Below are 19,631 nucleotides of genomic sequence, written 5' to 3' on the forward strand. Positions count from 1 at the left end.
TAAGATTTAGTTTTCGCAAAGCAATTTGTTGCATTTAAAAGTAAATAGCACATTGGACTTTAGCCAGATTGCTTTATTTTTCTTCTGGCATGACCAGTTATTTAATCTTTTTAAGTTAACTGGTATGCTAGCGCCCCTTTTTGTTTTAGGTTGGTTTTATGAATTTGGTTAGTGCTGTGATTCAGTTGTTCGCAAATGCTATGAATAAGCTTTTTGTGCGCTCAAAAATTGTACCCGAACACCCTTTAGATAATCTTGGTATCGACGCAAATAAACCAACCGTTTACATCACCTTATTAAATTCCTTTGCTGATGCTGCTGCGTTACAAACAACGTGTAAAAAGTTAGGGCTGCCCGACCCTCAAATCAACCAACAAATTGGTGAGCATCAGGTTCCACGTTACATTCCTATTCATCACCGTTCACCCTTGATCGGTTCGGTAAAAAAAGAAAGCCCAGCCCTGTCAATCAGTGAAAATATTTTTAATGCATTAAAACAATCTGATGTTGATGACTTACAGGTTATACCGGTCACCATTTTATGGGGACGTAATCCTGGTAAAGAGAAGCCAGGTCTCGGCACCATTCTATCAAGCTCTCTAACCCCGAGCTGGTTACGCAAACTCTTTGTTGTTTTACTATCTGGTCGCGACAATTTAATTCGCTTTAGCCGCCCATTACAACTTTCTGAACTTACAGGTAAAAAACAAAGTAGCGATTTACCGCATAAACTCATTCGCGTTGCACGTGTGCATTTTAAACGTCAAAAGCTAGCTGCACTTGGCCCCAAACTACCTTCACGCGATCAACTATACCAAGGGTTACTTGCATCAGCTTCTGTCAAAGCCGCAATTGAGGAAGAAGCAAAAAGTAAAAACATTTCGATCGCTGAAGCGCGCCAAAATGCGATAAAGCTGGTTGATGAAATTGCAGCTAATTACAATGAATCCATGATTGGCGTCCTAGAGCGAATCCTTACTTGGCTTTGGACTAAGCTTTACAATGGCATTGAAGTAAACAACCCTGAGCGCATTCAAGAACTTACAGATAAAGGACATGAAATAATCTACATGCCTTGTCACCGCAGCCATATGGATTATTTATTGTTAACCTATGTCATCTACCACCAAGGTTATGTGCCACCTCATATTGCGGCAGGCATTAATTTAAGCTTTTGGCCGGCAGGACCTATTTTCAGGCGATGTGGTGCATTCTTTTTACGTCGCTCATTTAAAGGAAACAAACTTTACTCTTCAGTATTCCGTGAGTATTTAAGTCAATTATTTATTAAGGGCTATGCCGTTAAGTTTTATACCGAAGGGGGGCGAAGCCGGACAGGTCGTTTACTCCCTCCCAAAACCGGCATGCTGGCAATGACAATGCAATCAATTTTACGTGGTATTGACCGCCCAATATCAATAGTGCCTGTATACATTGGTTATGAACACGTCATGGAAGTAAATACTTACTTAGGTGAATTAGCTGGTCAGAAAAAGAAAAACGAATCTGTTTTAGGTGTATTTAAGTCTCTTAAGAAGCTAAAAAATTATGGTAAAGGTAACGTTAATTTTGGCGAACCAATTAATATCAATCAATACCTAACACAACACCAATCAGATTGGCGTGACAGTATAAATGCTTCAGAAAAACCTCATTGGTTAACACCAATTGTCGGCAATTTAGCAGATTCAGTAATGGTCAACATCAATAATGCTGCAGCAATCAATGCTGTCACATTGATGTCGTGTATTTTGCTTAATACTGATAAGCAAGCCATGACAAAAACTGAGCTTGTTGCATCAATGACAAGCTATTTAAGGCTTCTTGAACTTGCTCCCTACAGCCAAGACATTAGCCTACCTGAAAACAGTGCTGAACAATTATTAGAACATGCGTTGAAGCTAGATAAGTTTGAGGCTATTACACAAAGCCCTGTTGATGTTATTCGCATCAAAGACACGCAAAAAGTGTTATTAAATTATTATCGCAATAATGTACTTCATTTATTTGCTGTACCGAGTTTAATTAGCGCGATCTTAATCAGCCAAAAACAGATTTCTCGCGATAAATTAATACAACAAGTCGCTTTGATTTATCCGCTTTTTAAACAAGAATGGTTTATGCAACCTTATTGTGAAAATTACTTAAATGAGACAATTGACGCACTAAGTGGTATTGGACTTATTACTATTGAGAATGACGCAATCTCTGCCAACCCAAATAGTAAATCGTTAGCACAACTGAATTTATTAGCACGATTTATTCAGTGCACCTTAATTCGCTATGCTAGCGTAGTAAAACTCATACTGGCCACTGAGGGACTTTCAAGGGATCAATTAGAGCAACAGAGTCAAGATTTTGCGCAGCAACTTGCACAATTGTTTGGTATCGATACGCCTGAGTTCTTTGATAAGAAAGTTCTTTCAGGTTTTATCAGTACACTCAAAAATAACGAAATGATTAATGACTGCGAAAAAGGTCTGATTTCTGGTAATCAAACAACAATTGAGCTTAGCAAAACTATTTTAAAGTACTTGCCACCAAGTATTGCAAGCGCTTTGGAAGGTTAAATTAAAACTCTAGTTTAATAAAAAGGCGGTTTTTACCGCCTTTTTTAAGCATACTTTCTAATCACACCTTCTTGTATGGTCGATGCAATCAATTCACCCTGCTGATTGAAGAATTGTCCTCGAACTAATCCTCTTCCGCCGCTGGCTGATGGGCTATCTACTGCATACAAAATCCAATCGTCTAAACGGAAAGGACGATGGAAATACATTGCATGATCTATCGTTGCTACTTGCATATCCGGTTGTAAAAATGACAAACCATGTGGTTGTAATGCCGTTGGTAAAAACTCAAAGTCTGATGCATATGCGAGTAAATACTTATGTACTCGCGGATCGTCAGGCATATCACCATTTGCTTTAAACCATACATACCGTTCGGGTAATGTCACAACCGGTTTAAATGGGTTTTGAAAGTTCACAGGACGCATTTCAATTGGCTTATCACAAATAATTTTATTACGAATTTTCTCAGGGATAAGCTCTTTGTGTTCACGATAAACATCCAATGACGATTGTAATTTGTCAGGTCCAGGTACATTCGGCATGGCAGCCTGATGGGTTACGCCCTCTTCTTCCACCTGAAATGACGCTGTCATGTAAAAAATCGGTTTGCCAAACTGAATTGCTTTTACCCTGCGGGTACTAAAACTTCTACCATCACGAATATTTTCGACATCATAAACAATTGGATGTGCGACATCACCAGGCCTTAAAAAATAAGAGTGAAGCGAGTGCACTTGTCTATCTTCCGCAACTGTTTCTTTTGCTGCTGACAAGGCTTGGCCCATAACTTGGCCTCCGAATACCGCTTTAAATCCAAGATCCTGACTTGGACCTCGATATAAACCTTGCTCAATTTTTTCTAACTTAAGTAACGCTAAAAGATCGTCTAGTACCTGACTCATAACACTATTTCGTAATTTGCTAGTAACGCTATAATAGCAAACACTGGTTACTTTAACATTAGCGAGAATAGGTAATGCAATATTGGTTGTTTAAAACTGAACCGGATGAATTTTCTATTGATGATTTACAGCGTAAACAGGAAGAAATTTGGGATGGTATACGCAATTACCAAGCGAGGAACTTCCTACGTGATCAAGTTGCGCTAGGTGATCTTGTATTTATTTACCATTCAAGCTGCAAAGAACCAGGAATTGTGGGAATTGCAAAAGTGATTAAAACAGCATTTCCAGATCCTTCACAATTTAATGACCAATCGAAATACTTTGATGCAAAATCGACACCTGACAACCCTCGCTGGATCAGTGTTACGTTAGAATTCGTTGAAAAACTGCCTATTATTGCGCTTTCCACATTAAAATCCGATAAACAACTTGAATCAATGTACTTAGTACAAAAGGGCAGTCGCCTTTCGATTCAACCTGTAATTGAAGATGAATGGAAATATATTATAGAAACATATAGTTAAATTATAAAAATCACTATTTAAGTCTCTTTATCTGATCGGACTAGACACAACTCTTTGGCATGTATTAATATCAACTGAGTATTTTTTAACTGTGAAAAACTATGTCCGCTTTAACAAATAAACCTTTAGATGAAAGAAGGCTTGGAGAGCGCGATTTAAACGACTTTTGGCAAAACTTAAGCTTTGCACAAAAAGTCGAGTTAAATAAGTTAAATCGTTACGGCTACCAGCTTGCATTTGCCCGCAAACTAGAAAATAACTATTTAGCATTCGCTAGATGCGATAGCATTTACGCTACTATCGATCATTTAGGTGAAGTGGATATGGAACCTACGTACCATATTCGTTAAAAAGGCAACGTTCGTTGCCTTTATAATTCTCAATTCGCCTTACAGTGACTGCCAATCAACTTCGTCGCTCAACACACGCTCTACAGCCATGTAGTGCAAAATATCTCCCTGTTTTATAACCATATCTAGCGGTGGATTCAAATCTAAACCCTCACCAACACGATTCTGTGCAATCCCTAAAATTGTGGCATCGCAGTGCTTTTTAAAATAGAAGAACAAGACTTCAAACTTTAAATCATCCTTAACTTTTCCGACTTCTAGACTGAATTGTGTATCCCCATGTAATGTAGAAAGGAGTTCCTCTTGAATACGACTTGAGCCAGGGTCTTGCATGGATCGAACAAGAATCTCTACCGACTTAGAACTTGTTGATTCAACATTTTGGCAGTGCTCTCGTAGCATTTCACTTTTACTTTCATCCAGAAAATAAGCACTGATATGACATTTTTCATTCACCAAACGACTAATTTTCAATGCCGTTGTAAACGTTTGGTCATCATCAGCACCATCCACAATCACCTTATCAGCACCATCAATCGCAACACGTTTCAATTCATCCATCTCTGTAAAACTCGAAAGACGGACAAAGTCTACATGTAAGTTATCAGAAAATGGGTGTGTCATTGCTTCATCAACAGCTAACAAAATGCGGCGTTCGATACGTTTATTATCTGCCAAAATATAATTTATCATTTTGCGTGTGCGCGTATGGTGATAACCAAAAATGATAATGTGTTCTGTTTGTCCTGAAAAATCTTTATCGCCCGTCATAGATGCTTTGATTAACCCCGTAATACTTTGCCCAACTTTCCCTAACACCACACCAAAAAGTGCTAATCCAACTGGAATTTGTACTAAAGCAACAAATAGCTTTCCCCATTCAGTGGAAGGACTTAAGTCGCCATAACCTACCGTCGATGTGGTGACGATGTAGTAATAAATAAATTGATTTATCGCTAACAGCTCTGTTTCATTCGCCCCATACAAACACACCCATGTAAGGAGCATGTGTAAAGCCAATAATGAAACCACCGATGCCCAACTGACATGGTGTATATGTCGCCGTATAGCTACTAAAATTTTCTTAATAACTAAGCTCATGATAACTATAATTTAATTAAATTAATCACTCGCACTGTATCGTTATATTTTAGATTGAGCAAGTCAGTACATCGGCAAGCAAAAAAGCAAAACGGCTAATTTGATAACGAAAAAATACAAATAGATGTGAAAAAAGTGAAAACTCATTCTAGACTTAGTGTGAACTGTTGAGTTCGTTAATGGCAAACTCAGTGAAAACTGAGGACGCAAAGTTATCGGTCTAAGGGAGTTCTCCTATGATTGCGATACTGCCGCCACTTTACAGGTCGGGGGCTATGTAGGCTGCTTCAAACGGGTGTTAAATAACAAGTCTTGAAGCAGCCTTTATTTTTTACTTTTCTTGCTTAGCTGCCTCAATATAAGTTGCTATTTGGCGCTCCAACAATTCAAGCGGTAATGAGCCATTTTTTAAGATTTGAAAGTGAAACTCTCGAATATCAAAATCTTTACCTAATTCTGCTTCAGCCTGTTTACGTAAACGCTTAATCGTTAACTCACCAATTTTGTACGAAAGTGCTTGGCCAGGCCAAGAGATATAACGATCAGTTTCCGTCTTAATGTTGTGTAGCGAAAGTGCTGAGTTTTCTTGCATAAACGTCATAGCTTGTTCGCGAGTCCAACCAAATATGTGCATGCCTGTATCAACAACTAATCGAGCTGCTCGCCACATTTCATATGTTAAACGACCAAAGTCACTGTAAGCATCTTGGTAAAAGCCCATTTCTTTACCTAGATATTCAGAATATAAGCCCCATCCCTCACCAAATGCTGAAATATAATGATTACGGCGATAATCTGGTACATTCTCAAGCTCTTTATTTAGGGAGATTTGGAAGTGATGGCCTGGCACAGCTTCATGAAGCGTCAATGCTTCAAGCACATACAATGGACGCTTATCTAAACCATACGTATTTACCCAGTAATAACCTGGGTCGGTATCTTTATTAGCGCCTACATAACGCCCCGTTGTGTATTTAGGAGCGATCGAAGCTGGTACAGGTGCAACACCATATGGGGTTCGCGGCATCAGTTTAAAGAATTTAGGCAATTGCGCATCTGCTTTCTTAGCGATGTAAGAAGCTTCCTTTAGCAACTCTTCAGCCGATTTCGCATAAAACTGCGGATCTGTTCTGAGAAATTGAACAAACTCGGCAAATGATCCTTCAAACCCTGTTTTTTCAATAACCTGCTGCATCTCATTACGAATGCGTTCTACCTCTTTAAGGCCCAGCTGATGTACAGCCTCCGCACTCATATTGGTCGTAGTGTAGTGTTTAACACGATTTTGATAAAATTCACTGCCATTCGGTGTCGATGAGATACCTATCTCAGCACGCGCATTTGGTGCATATTCTGACTCAAAAAAGGCCAAATATTTTTCGTAAGCTGGTATCACTTGATTGGCGATTAATGACTTGGCCTTATTTTGTAAAGCAATAAACACGGAGTCAGAAATATGTTCTGGTTTCGTACTAAACGGGCTATAAAATTCCGAGTCGCTTGGTTTTTCAACAATGTAAGCTTTGATAGAATCTTCATATCCAGCCAATACAGGTTTAGGCTGGGTTAAACCAATCGCAATGCCTTTTCTCATCCAATGAATATTTTGCTCAAAATAACGTTCAACACCCGCTAGACGTTTTAAGTAAAGCCGGTAATCATCTTCCGTTTTAAAACTGCTACTTGAAACCATAAAGGATAGCGCTGAATGAAAGCCAAACTCCGACGTCAATGGCATGTAGTGTGCATTAAAAGAATACTCATCAACTGCATTTTTGACCTGTGAATGAATAATTGCATGGTTAATTTGATTTTGCTCATCCAATTGTTCCAGGTTTATATTGTCCAATTCCGCTAAAAATGCTTTGTTTTGTTTATAGTCTTGCGCTAAAAATTGCTCTGAGAGGTTTGGTAAATAATAACCGTCAACACCATCATCATTTTTATAGGGATTGATGCTATTTCGATAATCCACAATGTTATCTGCCAATTGCTCAAATCGTGTCACCATCTGCGTTTCTGCTGAAACTGTGGCAGGCGTTTGCAGGTTAGAAGTTGATTGGCAACCAGCCAATAGTGCTGTCGACAGTGCAACTGTCAAAACTGAAATTTTTAACGTTTTCATATACCCAAACCAAAAAGATTACTTCCCCTCAGCATACGCACTTTTGATTTTTAATCTCAACTTATTTGCGACCAAGTTATGGTTTGAGTGAAGCAGTATGCCCATTTCGCAGGCGATAATTTCCTGTTCGTAAATTTTGGCCTTATTGATAGTGAAAAAAATCGCTTTTTTTTGATAATTAATAGACTTTTCCTATTCCCAAAATAGAAAAATTGTTTTCTAATTACTTAGGACTTTAAAGGATGAAGGTTGCTAATAATTTAGGGTGAATATTTAAGCGGTAATTAACCACTGAGGTTGGGATTTTATGAAGTACCATGATTCCATGGCACAAGCGCAACAAAAAATGACGGAGGTTTGCTGGTTTTTAGAAAGGTATAATTTGCCACCTATTCCTATCAATTATCATACCATTTACAGCTATATATCAAAAACAAATGACGCTTTGTGTGAAGAAGTTGAAAAGCTGCTTGCTGCCGACGAAAAACTTGATAATTTCACCCTAGAAAATTTATTCAATCGCTATCTATCTGAGCAAGATAGTAGCCAAAAAGAGTTGATCCAAGGCGTATCTAACACCCTAACCACCATGGATACCTCGATTGATCAAAGTAGTGACACCGTTAATAAATACATCGCCACGCTCGACAGCAGCTTAATCGCTATTGATGATGCCGATACAAACGAAGCTAAACAACTGATTGCAGAGTTAATTAACGCAAGTTACGAACTTAAAGGATCACAACAACGGGTACACGAGTCGCTATTGCAAGCAAGGCAAGAATTAAAGGCGTGCCAACAACAGCTTCAAAAGATCGAAAAACAACGTCATGTAGATCCCCTAACAGGTTTGTATAAAGAAACCTATATGAAAGACAAAGCTGCTGTTTGGGTAGAACAAGGTAAATCTATTTGCGCAATTGCCATCGATGTTGATGACTTTAACGACTTTAATGAAAAATACGGACAAGCAGTCGGTGATGTTGTTATCGGCAAAGTGGCAAAGAAGATTCGCTCTTATGTTCAAGACAGCGGATTGCCTGTTCGTACCAAGGGTAAAGAGTTTATCATTTTATTGCCCGATGTAAGTTTGCAAACAGCTAAAGAAATCGCAGAGCGAATGCGTTCTGGCGTAGAAAAACTTAAATTTATCAGCTCCCGCAGTGGTAGGCGTTTACCAACATTGACTATTTCGTTAGGCATTAGTGAAATGCATAACGATAATTTAGATCAACTTACATCAGCTGCGAGACACTCGGTTGCCAGAGCAAAGTTACAAGGTAAAAATAACGTTTTCTTTGACCCCAGTTAGTAGACACTTAATGAATAGCATGAGGCAGTGCAAGTTTAAATCCCTGTAACCCATCACTGCCCAGCTCTTTTGCCCACTTCACTTGTTGTTCAGACTCTAACTGCTCGCACACCACAACCACTCCTAGGCTATGCGCTAACTTGATTATATTTTCAAGAAAGTACCAGGCATCTTGCTTATCTTCCAGCTCGTGCATAAAGCTGCCATCGAGCTTCACAATATCTATAGGCCATTTGCGTAGTGCTAACAAGGTATTATCGCCTGTGCCAAAGTGGTCAACGGCAACCTTTGAACCGAGTTTATGAAGCTTTGTTATCACTTCAGGCGCTGATTGGCTTTGCGACAACATCATCTCATCAAACTCCCAAATTATCGAAGAAAATAAATCAGCGTATTGATGTGACTGCTCCATTAACCATGCGTAAAACTCATCATCTAAAATACTGTGCACTGAAGCATTAATACTAATTGGTAGATCTAATGCGCCTTTGATGTACATGGTTCTAATCTGTTCGAAAATACGTCCATCCAGTCGCGCACTGGCAGAAAACTGTTCCGCTTTCGATTGAAGCAGCAAGGTCGGGATAACCTCATCTTTGTATTGAATTTTACTAAGCACTTCAGAGAACATTAAATTGACTTGATCTGACATCATTACGCCATGTTGAGAAAGCTGTAAAACGGAGTCATTTATAGCTAGTAGCACGCCTTCTCGTGTCGCAAGCATGTCTGACATTTTTTTCATGCGCTCTGACGGTTCATATAAGTGATAATGCTTGCGCTCTTTCACCGCCAGCAATACCGCTTCGTCGGCTGATTTCATCACATCAGACATCTCATCATTGCTCTGCCAAAGTACTGCCCCAATTAACACTTCTTTTTTTTGTTGATAACGACCCTGTAGCCTCGCGATATCTGACGATAAGTCATTAAGTAATGTCACGACTTCATCACGGGTTAAATGTTGCAACACACAGGCAAACTCATTGTCGTTCAACCTAAATATTCGAGTATTGATCCCTTGTTTTGAATTGCTCTGTAAAATATGAATTACATCTTCCAAAAATGAACATGCAATCAAAAACCCTTCTTTTCGGCGAACATTTTCCCATTCACTTAATCGGATTAAGATAAGCGCACCGTTTTGATTTTTTTCTTCATGTAACAGCTGACTAAACTGTGCTGTAAATAATCGACGATTGCCTAGCTGAGTGAGTTCATCTCGGTATAACGCATTTTTCGCATGCTCTAAGCGCTTGGTAAGCTCATTTACCAACTCTTTAACTTGATTTGTCATACGATTATGACTGGACATCAATGCATTCATCTCAGCAACACTGTTAATTTCAGGCACACCTGTAAAATTGTTATCAGCTATTTTAAGAGTGTGCTGCTGGAGAACTTCAATGGGCTCTCTAATTAAATTAATCGCAATACGAAAAACAAACCATGAGAGAAATATAAAAAAAGCAAAAATCAAACATACATCTATAAGCTGCTGGTATATATAGTTATTTGCGGGCACATTAGATATTTGTAATTGCAGTAAATACTCTTGCTCTGCAAGGTAAAAATTTTGCTGAAACAATGGGCTTCTAACCGCTAATACTGCTGTTAACCAGGTTGGTAAATTAGATTGAGGGTTCTGGCGATGCTCAAATATCACAGTGTTTTGTAATTTTACGTTCAAGAAAACAAATTCATATGCATTGTGCAACTCGTTGAGGCCTTGTTTCATTTCGTCGGCTTCAACGCCCTCTAACAACGAGATTCTTTGCAATACACTGCGTCCAACTAACTGCGTTTGCTCCATTAGCTGCTGCTTGATAAAAGCTTTGCTGTTGAGGACTGAAAAACTAATAGTCGCAACAAATAGTAAGAGTAAAATTGATGTCACGATTAAGTTAAAAAGCGCTTTTAACGACATATTCTGTACGATTATTTTTTCACCAATAATTTCAGTCTAGTGTGAGATCAACAAATGTGCCCAATTTCAGTTATTAGGTTCTGCCTATGATTGTCATTTCTAACCTCATTCGAGTAAACTATAGGCGTTAATAATCATAGGATTGAAAATGAAGCCGCAAGACGAGCAAACACATTTTGGTTACAAATCTGTAGCAAGAGACGAAAAGCAAGGTTTAGTAGCCGATGTATTCCATTCTGTTGCAGCCAAGTACGATGTAATGAATGACTTAATGTCGTTTGGAGTTCACCGTTTATGGAAACGCCACACCATTGCTTGTTCAGGAGCTCGACAGGGTCAAACAATTTTAGATTTAGCCGGTGGTACCGGTGACCTCACATCTCGTTTCAGTGATATTGTTGGTCCTGAAGGTCAAGTTATTCTTGGTGATATCAATGATTCAATGCTCAAAGTAGGACGCGAAAAACTGCGTAACTTAGGAAAAGTAGGCAACATTGAATACGTGCAAATGAATGCCGAAGCACTGCCGTTCCCAGATAATACATTTGACCTAATAACCATTGCTTTTGGTCTGCGTAATGTAACAGATAAAAGCAAAGCACTTGCATCAATGCAGCGTGTACTAAAACCTGGTGGTCGCTTGTTGGTACTAGAGTTTTCAAAACCTATTTATGAGCCACTTAACAAAGCCTATGACTTTTACTCATTTAATTTACTGCCAGGAATGGGGCAATTGGTCGCTAATGATGCAGAATCATACCGCTATTTAGCTGAGTCAATTCGTATGCACCCTGATCAAGAAACATTAAAATCAATGATGGAAGAAGTTGGCTTTGAAATGACAAGCTATGAAAACCTGACCGGTGGCATCGTAGCATTACATAAAGGGTTTAAGTTTTAACACTATGGTATCGAGCCTTGTAGCAGCTGCAATAGAACAACTGCTAAATCAACTAATCAAACTCGATAAAGATTTTGTTAGTGATTTAATTCCGGTTGTTCGCCAACAATTAAGCATAGAGGTTACCGATTTATCAGTATCGCTTACCCTGCTCTTTGATGGGGATAAATTTATTGTTTTACCAATTGCGAACCAAGACAGCGACTGTTTTATCTGCGCTGATTTAAATACCTTGCTCGACTTAAAACAACCTGAAAATGTGACCCATTTAATTCGTAACGGTAAGCTAAATTTAGAAGGTGATTTGAACCTTGCGCAGCAATTTAGCAAGGCATTTAATAACTTAAATATTGATTGGGCAAATAACCTTTCGCGCTACCTTGGCGATGGGCCTGCCTATACCTTAGTAAGCTTTGTTAAACAATCAGCACAGACATTAAAACATCAAGCTTCAATCAGCCAAACAACCTTCACCAGCCTAATGCAAGACGAGTTAAAGGTATCGATTCACCCACTTGAAGCCCAATTATTCAAACAGCACTGCCGTTCATTACAACAAAGCCTAGCAAAATTAGAACAACGCGTTGATAAGCTTACAGCAGCAATTTAAGGACTCATTTAGTGCATTTCACAAGAGCTTATAAAATCGTTAAAACCTTTCTCAACTTCGGACTTGATGAGCTAATTCCAAGCCATTTATTTCCATGGTATGGCAGGTTAATGCGCGCATGTTTCTTTTGGCTCGGAAATAAGCATAAAGACAAAAATGCTGGTCAACGTTTACGTTTGGCGCTGGAATCTCTCGGCCCTGTTTGGGTTAAATTTGGTCAAATGCTGTCTACTCGACGCGATTTATTACCCCCCGATATCGCTAAAGAGCTTAGCTTATTACAAGACAACGTCGCCCCCTTTGATGGTGAAAAAGCACAGCAGTTAATTGAACAAGCACTGCAACTTGACGATATTCACCAATTATTTGAAGAGTTTGATAATAAACCGCTAGCGTCAGCATCGATTGCACAAGTTCACACAGCGAAATTAAAGCACCATGATGCTCTGCACCAAGTTGTTATCAAAGTCATTCGCCCGGATATTGAAAACGCCATTTATGCCGACTTAAAACTGATGGCGCAACTGGCTAAATTAGTGAGTCAATTTTTACCTGATGGCAAGCGCCTGCGTCCTGTCGAAGTCATTAACGAATACCGTAAAACGCTATTAGATGAATTAGATTTGCAGCGTGAAGGTGCCAATGCAATTCAGCTTAAACGAAATTTTGAAAACTCTGAAAGCCTATATATACCTTACGTTTACAGTGACTACAGCCGTAAAAACGTACTGGTAATGGAACGAATTTATGGCATTCCCGTTTCAGATATAGCTGCACTTGAAGAGCAAAACACGAATTTAGAGCTACTTGCAGAACGTGGTGTAGAAGTCTTCTTCACCCAAGTATTTCGCGACAGTTTTTTCCATGCCGATATGCATCCAGGCAATATATTTGTATCGCGCGAGCACCCTGAAAACCCAATGTATATTGGTATCGACTGCGGCATTGTTGGCACACTCAATAAAGAAGATAAGCGCTACTTAGCCGAAAACTTTATCGCGTTTTTCAATCGTGATTATCGCAAAGTAGCCGAACTTCATGTCGATTCAGGTTGGGTACCTGCAGATACAAATGTTGAAGAATTCGAATTTGCGATTCGCACTGTATGCGAACCAATTTTCCAAAAACCACTAGCTGAAATTTCCTTTGGCCAAGTACTGGTAAACCTCTTCAATACTGCTAGACGCTTTAACATGGAAGTACAGCCTCAGCTGGTGTTACTTCAAAAAACCCTGTTATATGTCGAAGGTTTAGGTCGCCAGTTATACCCTCAGCTCGATCTTTGGAAAACCGCCAAACCCTTTTTAGAAGATTGGGTCAAACAACAAATTGGACCAAAAGCGGTTTTTTCACAACTTAAAGAGAACTTGCCATTTTGGGGTGAAAAGCTGCCTGAAATGCCTGATTTACTTTACAAAGCACTAAAACAAAACACGAATAAAAGTGCTAACGTCACAATACAACAGTCTAACCGTGGTATTGTATGGGCAATTTTTGCCATGACATTTACATTAACTGGCACTGTATTCTTTGTAACTGAATTTATTATGCCGTCGATTGCTTTGTTTAGCACAGCCACTATCTGTGCTTGGCGCGCTTTGCGACATTCAAGCAATCATCAGGTATAATTTAACCATCTATTAAATTGGAGAAACTATTATGGGTATTGGTGGTATTAGCATTTGGCAACTACTGATTATCTTAGCAATTATCGTATTGTTATTTGGTACTAAAAAGCTTCGCGGCATTGGCAGTGATTTAGGTGGCGCAGTAAAGGGCTTTAAGAAAGCAGTGTCAGACGAAGAACAAAAATCGGAAGCAATTCAGAATAAAACTGAACACGATACAGTTAACGAAAGCGAAAAAAAGCACGATAAGGTTTAATTATGGGCTTTTGGGAACTGTTCGTTGTGCTTGTTGTGGGGTTGATTGTATTAGGCCCTGAACGTTTACCCACTGCGGTGCGTTCTGTTGCACGTTGGATAAAAACAATTAAACAGATGGCAACAAACGTACAAGCGGAGATCAACGAAGAGTTGCGCGTGCATGAGCTACACCAAAACCTAAAAAAAGCTGAACAACAAGGTATGGATAACCTATCGCCAGAGCTGAAACGTTCCATAAACGAACTTTCGGATGCTGCACAGTCAGTCACTCATAGCTACAAACCAAGCGAACAAACGCCAGAACAAGTGCAGAATAGCAGTAATGACAAACCCTCAAAGTAACGCTGAAACAACGCCAACCTTTATTAGCCATTTGGTTGAGTTGCGCAATCGCTTGATGCGAGCGCTCGCCTCTATTTTGTTAATCTTTTTGGCTCTGGTCTATTTTGCAAACGACATCTACGGATTCGTAGCAACTCCTTTACTTGCCAATTTGCCTGAAAATGCCAACATGATTGCAACCGATGTTACTGCACCATTTTTCGCACCTTTCAAGCTCACTTTGTTTGCCGCCTTATTTTTAGCCTTCCCATTTATTTTGCATCAAGTGTGGGGGTTTATTGCTCCAGGCTTGTATCAAAATGAAAAAAAGGTACTCATGCCAATATTAGCGGCCTCTGTTATCTTATTTTACAGTGGTATCGCATTTTGTTATTACCTCGTGATGCCAATTGTACTTGGCTTTTTTACAGGAATTGGTCCTGATGTAATGACCATCAGTCCTGATATTAGTAGTTACTTAAGTTTTGTTTTAAAGTTATTTTTCGCTTTTGGTATTGCGTTTGAAATACCTGTGGCGATTATGCTGCTCTGCTGGAGTGGCGCTACCACCAAAGAAAGTCTCAAAGAAAAGCGCCCATACGTAGTGGTAGGTGCATTTGTCATTGCGATGTTTTTAACACCACCTGATGTGTTATCACAAACGCTGTTGGCTATTCCCATGCTAGCCCTTTTTGAGTTAGGCTTGTTGCTAGCAGGTTTTTACCAAAAAAATACGGACTCAGAAGAGGTCAAAAACTAAAATGAAAAAGTTACCTATCGTTATTCTTTCACTACTTGCGCTACCATTAAGTGCAAAAGAAATTAACACTCAAGCTTTAAAAGCATGCAGCTTTGTTGAAAATGACTTTCAACGTTTGCAATGTTATGACCAAGTTATCGCAGGCAAAGAGCTCACTGCGACTAAAAAGAATAAATCATCGAAAAAACAAGCCAAATTACCCGATAATGCTGCAGCTCCTGCAAAGAGCAAATCACAGAATGTTGCAGCAACCGCTCAAAAAGCGGAAGACAATTTTGGCTTAGAACACCGTAAGGTTGAAAAAAAAGATGATGAAATTACTTCGGTAGTTACCAAAGTAAAAACTCACCCTCATGGTGAACTAATTATTACATTAGAGAATGGCCATGTTTGGCAACAGATCGGCAGTGACCGATTCAACCTAAAATCAGGTGAAACGGTCATCATTACTCGCGGTATGTTCAATTCGTTTATTATGAAAGTTGAAGGTCGCAATAGAGGCATAAAAGTAAAACGTAAATAGTTTTATGCGTTTCTTTGATATAGGTGTAAACCTAAGCAGTGATCAATTTGCTAAAGACAGAGCAGATGTTGTTTCGCGCGCTCGTATCGCGGGTGTTGAAAATATGCTGCTTATTGGCTCCAATATTGAAGACAGTCGTCATGCAATTGCACTTGCTAACGAATTTTCATTAGTAGCAAGTGCAGGTATACACCCACATGATGCGAAATCAGCTAATGCTGATTTCTGCCAAACAATTCAATCTCTTTCCAGTCATAAAGAAGTGGTCGCAATTGGCGAATGTGGTCTCGATTACAATCGCGACTTTTCGCCACGCGATAAGCAACGCGAAGTATTTGCAGCACAAGTAGCACTTGCTAATAAGCTTAACAAACCGCTTTATATGCACCAGCGCGATGCTCATCATGACTTTATAGCAATCGTCAAAGAAGCCAAGGTGCCAGGTGTTGTACATTGTTTTACTGACAGTGAGGAAGCGTTAGAAGCATACTTAGAACTTGGTTTTTATATTGGTATCACGGGTTGGTTATGTGATGAGCGCCGAGGTGATGCTTTACGTAAGTTACTTCCGCGAATTCCACTTGATAAGTTGTTATTTGAAACCGATGCTCCTTACCTTTTGCCTCGAAATATCAAGCCAAAACCTAAATCAAGACGCTCAGAACCACTTCACATTGAATACGTTGTGGAACAAGCGGCTGAATTATATGGACTGCCGACGGAAGATGTAGCAAACGCAGCTTTTGCAAACGCCCACCATTTATTTGGGTTGGAGTTAACCAAATGCGATTAATACTGATTATTTGCTTACTCTTTAGTTTTGCACTCCAAGCTAACACCTTAAACAGTAAACTGATTGGTCATACTGAACTAGTTTACGAGTACGCGGCCTCTACCACTGATACACCTAGTGATATTCCAGCTTCTACTTGGCGAAAAGCAAAAAACGGGCAAGTTAATTTAGGACTAGGCACTTCGCCTGTGTGGTTAAAGTTTACGATTGAGAATAATACATCTGCTCAACAAAACTTATTTTTATTCAATGCCTTTGTACATATTGATAAGTTAACTCTTTACCATACTGAGCAGAGAAAGCTACTTGCGCAACGTGAGCTAGGTGATAGCGTGCCTATAAAGACTCGCTACCTTAAAGATGCTGATCAAATTTTTAAACTCAGCCTTGCTCCGATGCAATCACAAGAGTACTTTATCAAAGCTGAAACGACAGGTGTTTTAAAACTTAACTTATCACTTTGGCAACAAGATAAGTATATTGAGCAAAAAGCCAAATTTAACCTGATTATGGGGTTAATTTTAGGTGTTATGCTTGCCTCATCGTTAATTTTATCCGTGCTCTTTTTAATCACCAAAAAACAAACTTTTGCACTTGCTGCAGTATTTAATATTTGTGTGTGGTTTTTGTTTGCGTGGTTGTTGGGCTATGTCTACCGTTATATTTCTGACCAAAGCTTTTGGTTAATTCATACCGTGATGCCCACCTTAACAATTTTTGTATTAATCCCGCTTAATATTTTGACAGAGCGGCTATTGGGTTTACATTCTCTGGCAAAACCATTAGTTGCATGTCTTAGAATTACATTAGGTATTAGTGTTGCTTTAGTTATCATTTCGCCGTTTTTAAGTTATACCTTGGCGTTAACCCTTGCTGTCATTTTTGCGCTTTTCCATATTTTGATTCTTTTGATCGTTACAGGTGTACGAGCGCAAAAGCGTGATGCCAAAGCGCGATTACTAGTAGTTTGCATACTCCCTTTACTAATCACTATGCTGTATAAGGGCGCATTAATATTTTCTGTCAGCATCTACTTTAGCCAACTAATGATCCTATTTGGTGGGAGCTATTTAATAAGCTGTATCGCGTTAACACTAATTGCAATAAGCCAATATATTCAACAACGTGATGTTAAAGTCAGTCAGCAGCAAAAGCGCCTTGCTGAAGCAGAAGCCAATGAAGCAATTCAAAGTGAAACGATTCGTTTGCAAGAACTACATCAAGAAGAATTAGAGAGCAAAATTCAAGAACGTACATTTGAACTGGAAGTTACGTTACGAGAGCTACAAGAAAAGAATTTAGAACTGGAAGAACTCAATACGTTAGATGCACTCACAGGATTGAGAAACCGTCGTCATTTTGATAAAAAAATCACCATGGAGTTTCGCCGCTCCCGCCGAGAACAAACCCCGCTAGCAGTTGTAATGCTGGATATCGACCACTTTAAAACCATTAATGATGAATATGGTCATCTCGCTGGCGATGATGCTATAAAATATGTCGCCGCCACTATAAAAGGAGCGCTTCGTCGCCCGTCCGATATTGCATGCCGCTACGGTGGAGAAGAGTTCGCGCTCATACTTCCAAACACCGATAGCCAAGGTGCAAAGTTGGTGTCTGAAAGCATTCGCACTAATATTGCAAAACACCCGATTAAAACGAGTTCTGGAGACGTTAAACTCACAATTAGTGCGGGCATCTTTAGCCATATTGCAGACGCAAGTTTAGATCCAAATCAATATACCGACTGGGCAGATAAAGCACTCTATACAGCCAAACAGCAAGGTCGTAACCGTGTGTGTTTTGCCGATTCAACCCAGTCATCTACCGATTCCGAGGAGTTATAATGGCCCAATCAGGTTTAGATTTATTCCCATATGCACGTATGCGCCGCATGCGTAAAGACCCTTTTTCACGAAAGTTAATGCAAGAAAACGTATTAACGCCTGCTGATTTAATTTATCCCGTTTTTGTTTTAGAAGGAAAAGGTCGTCGCGAGAAAATTGACTCTATGCCTGGTATTGAGCGACTTTCTATCGATCTACTCATTGAAGAAGCAAAAGAGCTTGTAGCACTGAGTGTTCCAGCTGTTGCGATTTTCCCAGTAACGCCTTCTGATAAAAAGTCATTGGAAGCTGAGGAAGCCTATAACCCTGAAGGTTTAGCGCAGCGAACTGTAAAAGCGCTTAAGCAAGAAGTACCTGAGATTGGGGTAATTACGGATGTTGCACTTGATCCCTTCACTGTTCATGGCCAAGATGGCATTATCGATGAAGATGGTTATGTGTTAAATGACATCACGACTGACATTCTAATTAAGCAAGCGTTGTCTCATGCAGAGGTTGGTGCTGATGTTGTTGCACCGTCAGATATGATGGATGGCCGTATTGGCGCAATTCGTGAAGCGCTTGAAGAAGCAGGTTTCATTAATACTCGGATTATGGCTTATTCAGCAAAATATGCCTCGAGTTACTATGGTCCATTTAGAGATGCCGTTGGATCAGCTGGCAATTTAAAAGGCGCTGACAAAAAAACTTATCAAATGGATCCGGCTAATTCAGATGAAGCATTGCGTGAGGTTGCATTAGATCTACAAGAAGGTGCAGATATGGTAATGGTGAAGCCTGGAATGCCGTACCTTGACGTTGTTCGCCGCGTTAAAGATGAATTTGGTGCACCGACGTTTGCGTATCAAGTAAGCGGAGAATATGCCATGCATATGGCTGCCATTCAAAATGGTTGGCTTGCAGAGAAGCCTGTTATTATGGAGTCATTATTAGCATTTAAGCGTGCTGGAGCTGACGGGATTTTAACGTATTTCGCAAAAAAAGCTGCGATTTGGTTAAATGAGAAAGACTGAAATAAAACATGAAAAAAGAGTGCCAGCGCTCTTTTTTCATTCTAATGCAGTAATAAAATTGCACCATAACACAATATAGCAAGTACCAATCCTACACCGGCTCGCTGAAGATAACTCACCCGCATTTCGCCTTTTATCCAATAGCTATACATAAACTGTA

General features: G+C 39.5%; 18 protein-coding genes and 1 riboswitch. Of the genes, 14 read left to right on the forward strand and 4 right to left on the reverse strand.

What is annotated here, in order from left to right; genetic code table 11:
- Positions 1-158: 158 nt before the first annotated feature.
- A complete protein-coding gene (plsB, locus tag OM33_RS02380) occupies positions 159-2,570 on the forward strand; it encodes a glycerol-3-phosphate 1-O-acyltransferase PlsB (protein ID WP_038638268.1) in 2,412 nt (803 codons plus the stop codon).
- Between the two features lie 44 nt (positions 2,571-2,614).
- Here plsB and tesB read toward each other — a convergent pair whose 3' ends face one another.
- A complete protein-coding gene (tesB, locus tag OM33_RS02385; RefSeq protein WP_038638270.1) occupies positions 2,615-3,475 on the reverse strand; it encodes an acyl-CoA thioesterase II in 861 nt (286 codons plus the stop codon).
- 74 nt (positions 3,476-3,549) lie between these two features.
- On the opposite strand from tesB, the gene OM33_RS02390 reads away from it, so the two are divergent.
- A complete protein-coding gene (locus OM33_RS02390) occupies positions 3,550-4,002 on the forward strand; it encodes an EVE domain-containing protein (protein ID WP_038638273.1) in 453 nt (150 codons plus the stop codon).
- Positions 4,003-4,103: 101 nt separating this feature from the next.
- Positions 4,104-4,352, forward strand: a complete 249-nt coding sequence (locus OM33_RS02395; RefSeq protein WP_038638275.1) for a hypothetical protein — start codon at positions 4,104-4,106, stop codon at positions 4,350-4,352.
- A gap of 39 nt (positions 4,353-4,391) precedes the next feature.
- Here OM33_RS02395 and OM33_RS02400 read toward each other — a convergent pair whose 3' ends face one another.
- Positions 4,392-5,453, reverse strand: coding sequence for a potassium channel family protein (locus OM33_RS02400; RefSeq protein WP_038638278.1), 1,062 nt, complete (start codon positions 5,451-5,453; stop codon positions 4,392-4,394).
- A 171-nt stretch (positions 5,454-5,624) separates the two neighbouring features.
- Positions 5,625-5,709: riboswitch (cyclic di-GMP riboswitch) on the forward strand.
- 75 nt (positions 5,710-5,784) lie between these two features.
- Positions 5,785-7,578: a DUF885 domain-containing protein gene (locus OM33_RS02405; RefSeq protein WP_038638281.1), complete on the reverse strand. Its 1,794-nt coding sequence runs from the start codon at positions 7,576-7,578 to the stop codon at positions 5,785-5,787.
- A gap of 307 nt (positions 7,579-7,885) precedes the next feature.
- Between OM33_RS02405 and OM33_RS02410 the strand changes: the two genes are divergently transcribed.
- Positions 7,886-8,890 carry a diguanylate cyclase domain-containing protein gene (locus OM33_RS02410; RefSeq protein WP_038638284.1) on the forward strand — a complete coding sequence of 335 codons (1,005 nt, stop codon included), beginning with the start codon at positions 7,886-7,888 and terminating at the stop codon, positions 8,888-8,890.
- Positions 8,891-8,897: 7 nt separating this feature from the next.
- On the opposite strand, the gene OM33_RS02415 is transcribed toward OM33_RS02410, so the two are convergent.
- Positions 8,898-10,703 (reverse strand): EAL domain-containing protein, encoded by a 1,806-nt coding sequence (locus tag OM33_RS02415; protein WP_199922485.1) that lies wholly within the window; start codon positions 10,701-10,703, stop codon positions 8,898-8,900.
- A 262-nt stretch (positions 10,704-10,965) separates the two neighbouring features.
- Between OM33_RS02415 and ubiE the strand changes: the two genes are divergently transcribed.
- The 10 genes from ubiE to hemB are packed head-to-tail and all read left to right on the forward strand — an operon-like array spanning position 10,966 to position 19,471.
- Positions 10,966-11,718: a bifunctional demethylmenaquinone methyltransferase/2-methoxy-6-polyprenyl-1,4-benzoquinol methylase UbiE gene (ubiE, locus tag OM33_RS02420; protein ID WP_038638291.1), complete on the forward strand. Its 753-nt coding sequence runs from the start codon at positions 10,966-10,968 to the stop codon at positions 11,716-11,718.
- A 4-nt stretch (positions 11,719-11,722) separates the two neighbouring features.
- Entirely contained in the window at positions 11,723-12,328 is a 606-nt protein-coding gene (locus OM33_RS02425) for a ubiquinone biosynthesis accessory factor UbiJ (RefSeq protein ID WP_052140871.1), read from the forward strand.
- Between the two features lie 11 nt (positions 12,329-12,339).
- Positions 12,340-13,956, forward strand: coding sequence for a ubiquinone biosynthesis regulatory protein kinase UbiB (ubiB, locus tag OM33_RS02430; protein WP_038638296.1), 1,617 nt, complete (start codon positions 12,340-12,342; stop codon positions 13,954-13,956).
- 31 nt (positions 13,957-13,987) lie between these two features.
- Positions 13,988-14,212, forward strand: coding sequence for a Sec-independent protein translocase subunit TatA (gene tatA, locus OM33_RS02435; protein ID WP_038638299.1), 225 nt, complete (start codon positions 13,988-13,990; stop codon positions 14,210-14,212).
- A gap of 2 nt (positions 14,213-14,214) precedes the next feature.
- Positions 14,215-14,556 (forward strand): Sec-independent protein translocase protein TatB, encoded by a 342-nt coding sequence (gene tatB, locus OM33_RS02440; RefSeq protein ID WP_038638302.1) that lies wholly within the window; start codon positions 14,215-14,217, stop codon positions 14,554-14,556.
- A complete protein-coding gene (gene tatC, locus OM33_RS02445) occupies positions 14,537-15,295 on the forward strand; it encodes a twin-arginine translocase subunit TatC (RefSeq protein ID WP_052140872.1) in 759 nt (252 codons plus the stop codon). Before tatB ends, tatC begins: the two co-directional genes overlap by 20 nt.
- Position 15,296: 1 nt before the next feature.
- Positions 15,297-15,818, forward strand: coding sequence for a hypothetical protein (locus OM33_RS02450; protein ID WP_038638306.1), 522 nt, complete (start codon positions 15,297-15,299; stop codon positions 15,816-15,818).
- 4 nt (positions 15,819-15,822) lie between these two features.
- Positions 15,823-16,611: a TatD family hydrolase gene (locus OM33_RS02455; RefSeq protein WP_038638310.1), complete on the forward strand. Its 789-nt coding sequence runs from the start codon at positions 15,823-15,825 to the stop codon at positions 16,609-16,611.
- Positions 16,602-18,458 carry a sensor domain-containing diguanylate cyclase gene (locus tag OM33_RS02460; protein WP_038638312.1) on the forward strand — a complete coding sequence of 619 codons (1,857 nt, stop codon included), beginning with the start codon at positions 16,602-16,604 and terminating at the stop codon, positions 18,456-18,458. Before OM33_RS02455 ends, OM33_RS02460 begins: the two co-directional genes overlap by 10 nt.
- Positions 18,458-19,471 carry a porphobilinogen synthase gene (hemB, locus tag OM33_RS02465; RefSeq protein ID WP_038638315.1) on the forward strand — a complete coding sequence of 338 codons (1,014 nt, stop codon included), beginning with the start codon at positions 18,458-18,460 and terminating at the stop codon, positions 19,469-19,471. Before OM33_RS02460 ends, hemB begins: the two co-directional genes overlap by 1 nt.
- Positions 19,472-19,631: the final 160 nt, after the last annotated feature.

Source organism: Pseudoalteromonas piratica (genome assembly GCF_000788395.1).
Classification (GTDB): Bacteria; Pseudomonadota; Gammaproteobacteria; order Enterobacterales; family Alteromonadaceae; genus Pseudoalteromonas; species Pseudoalteromonas piratica.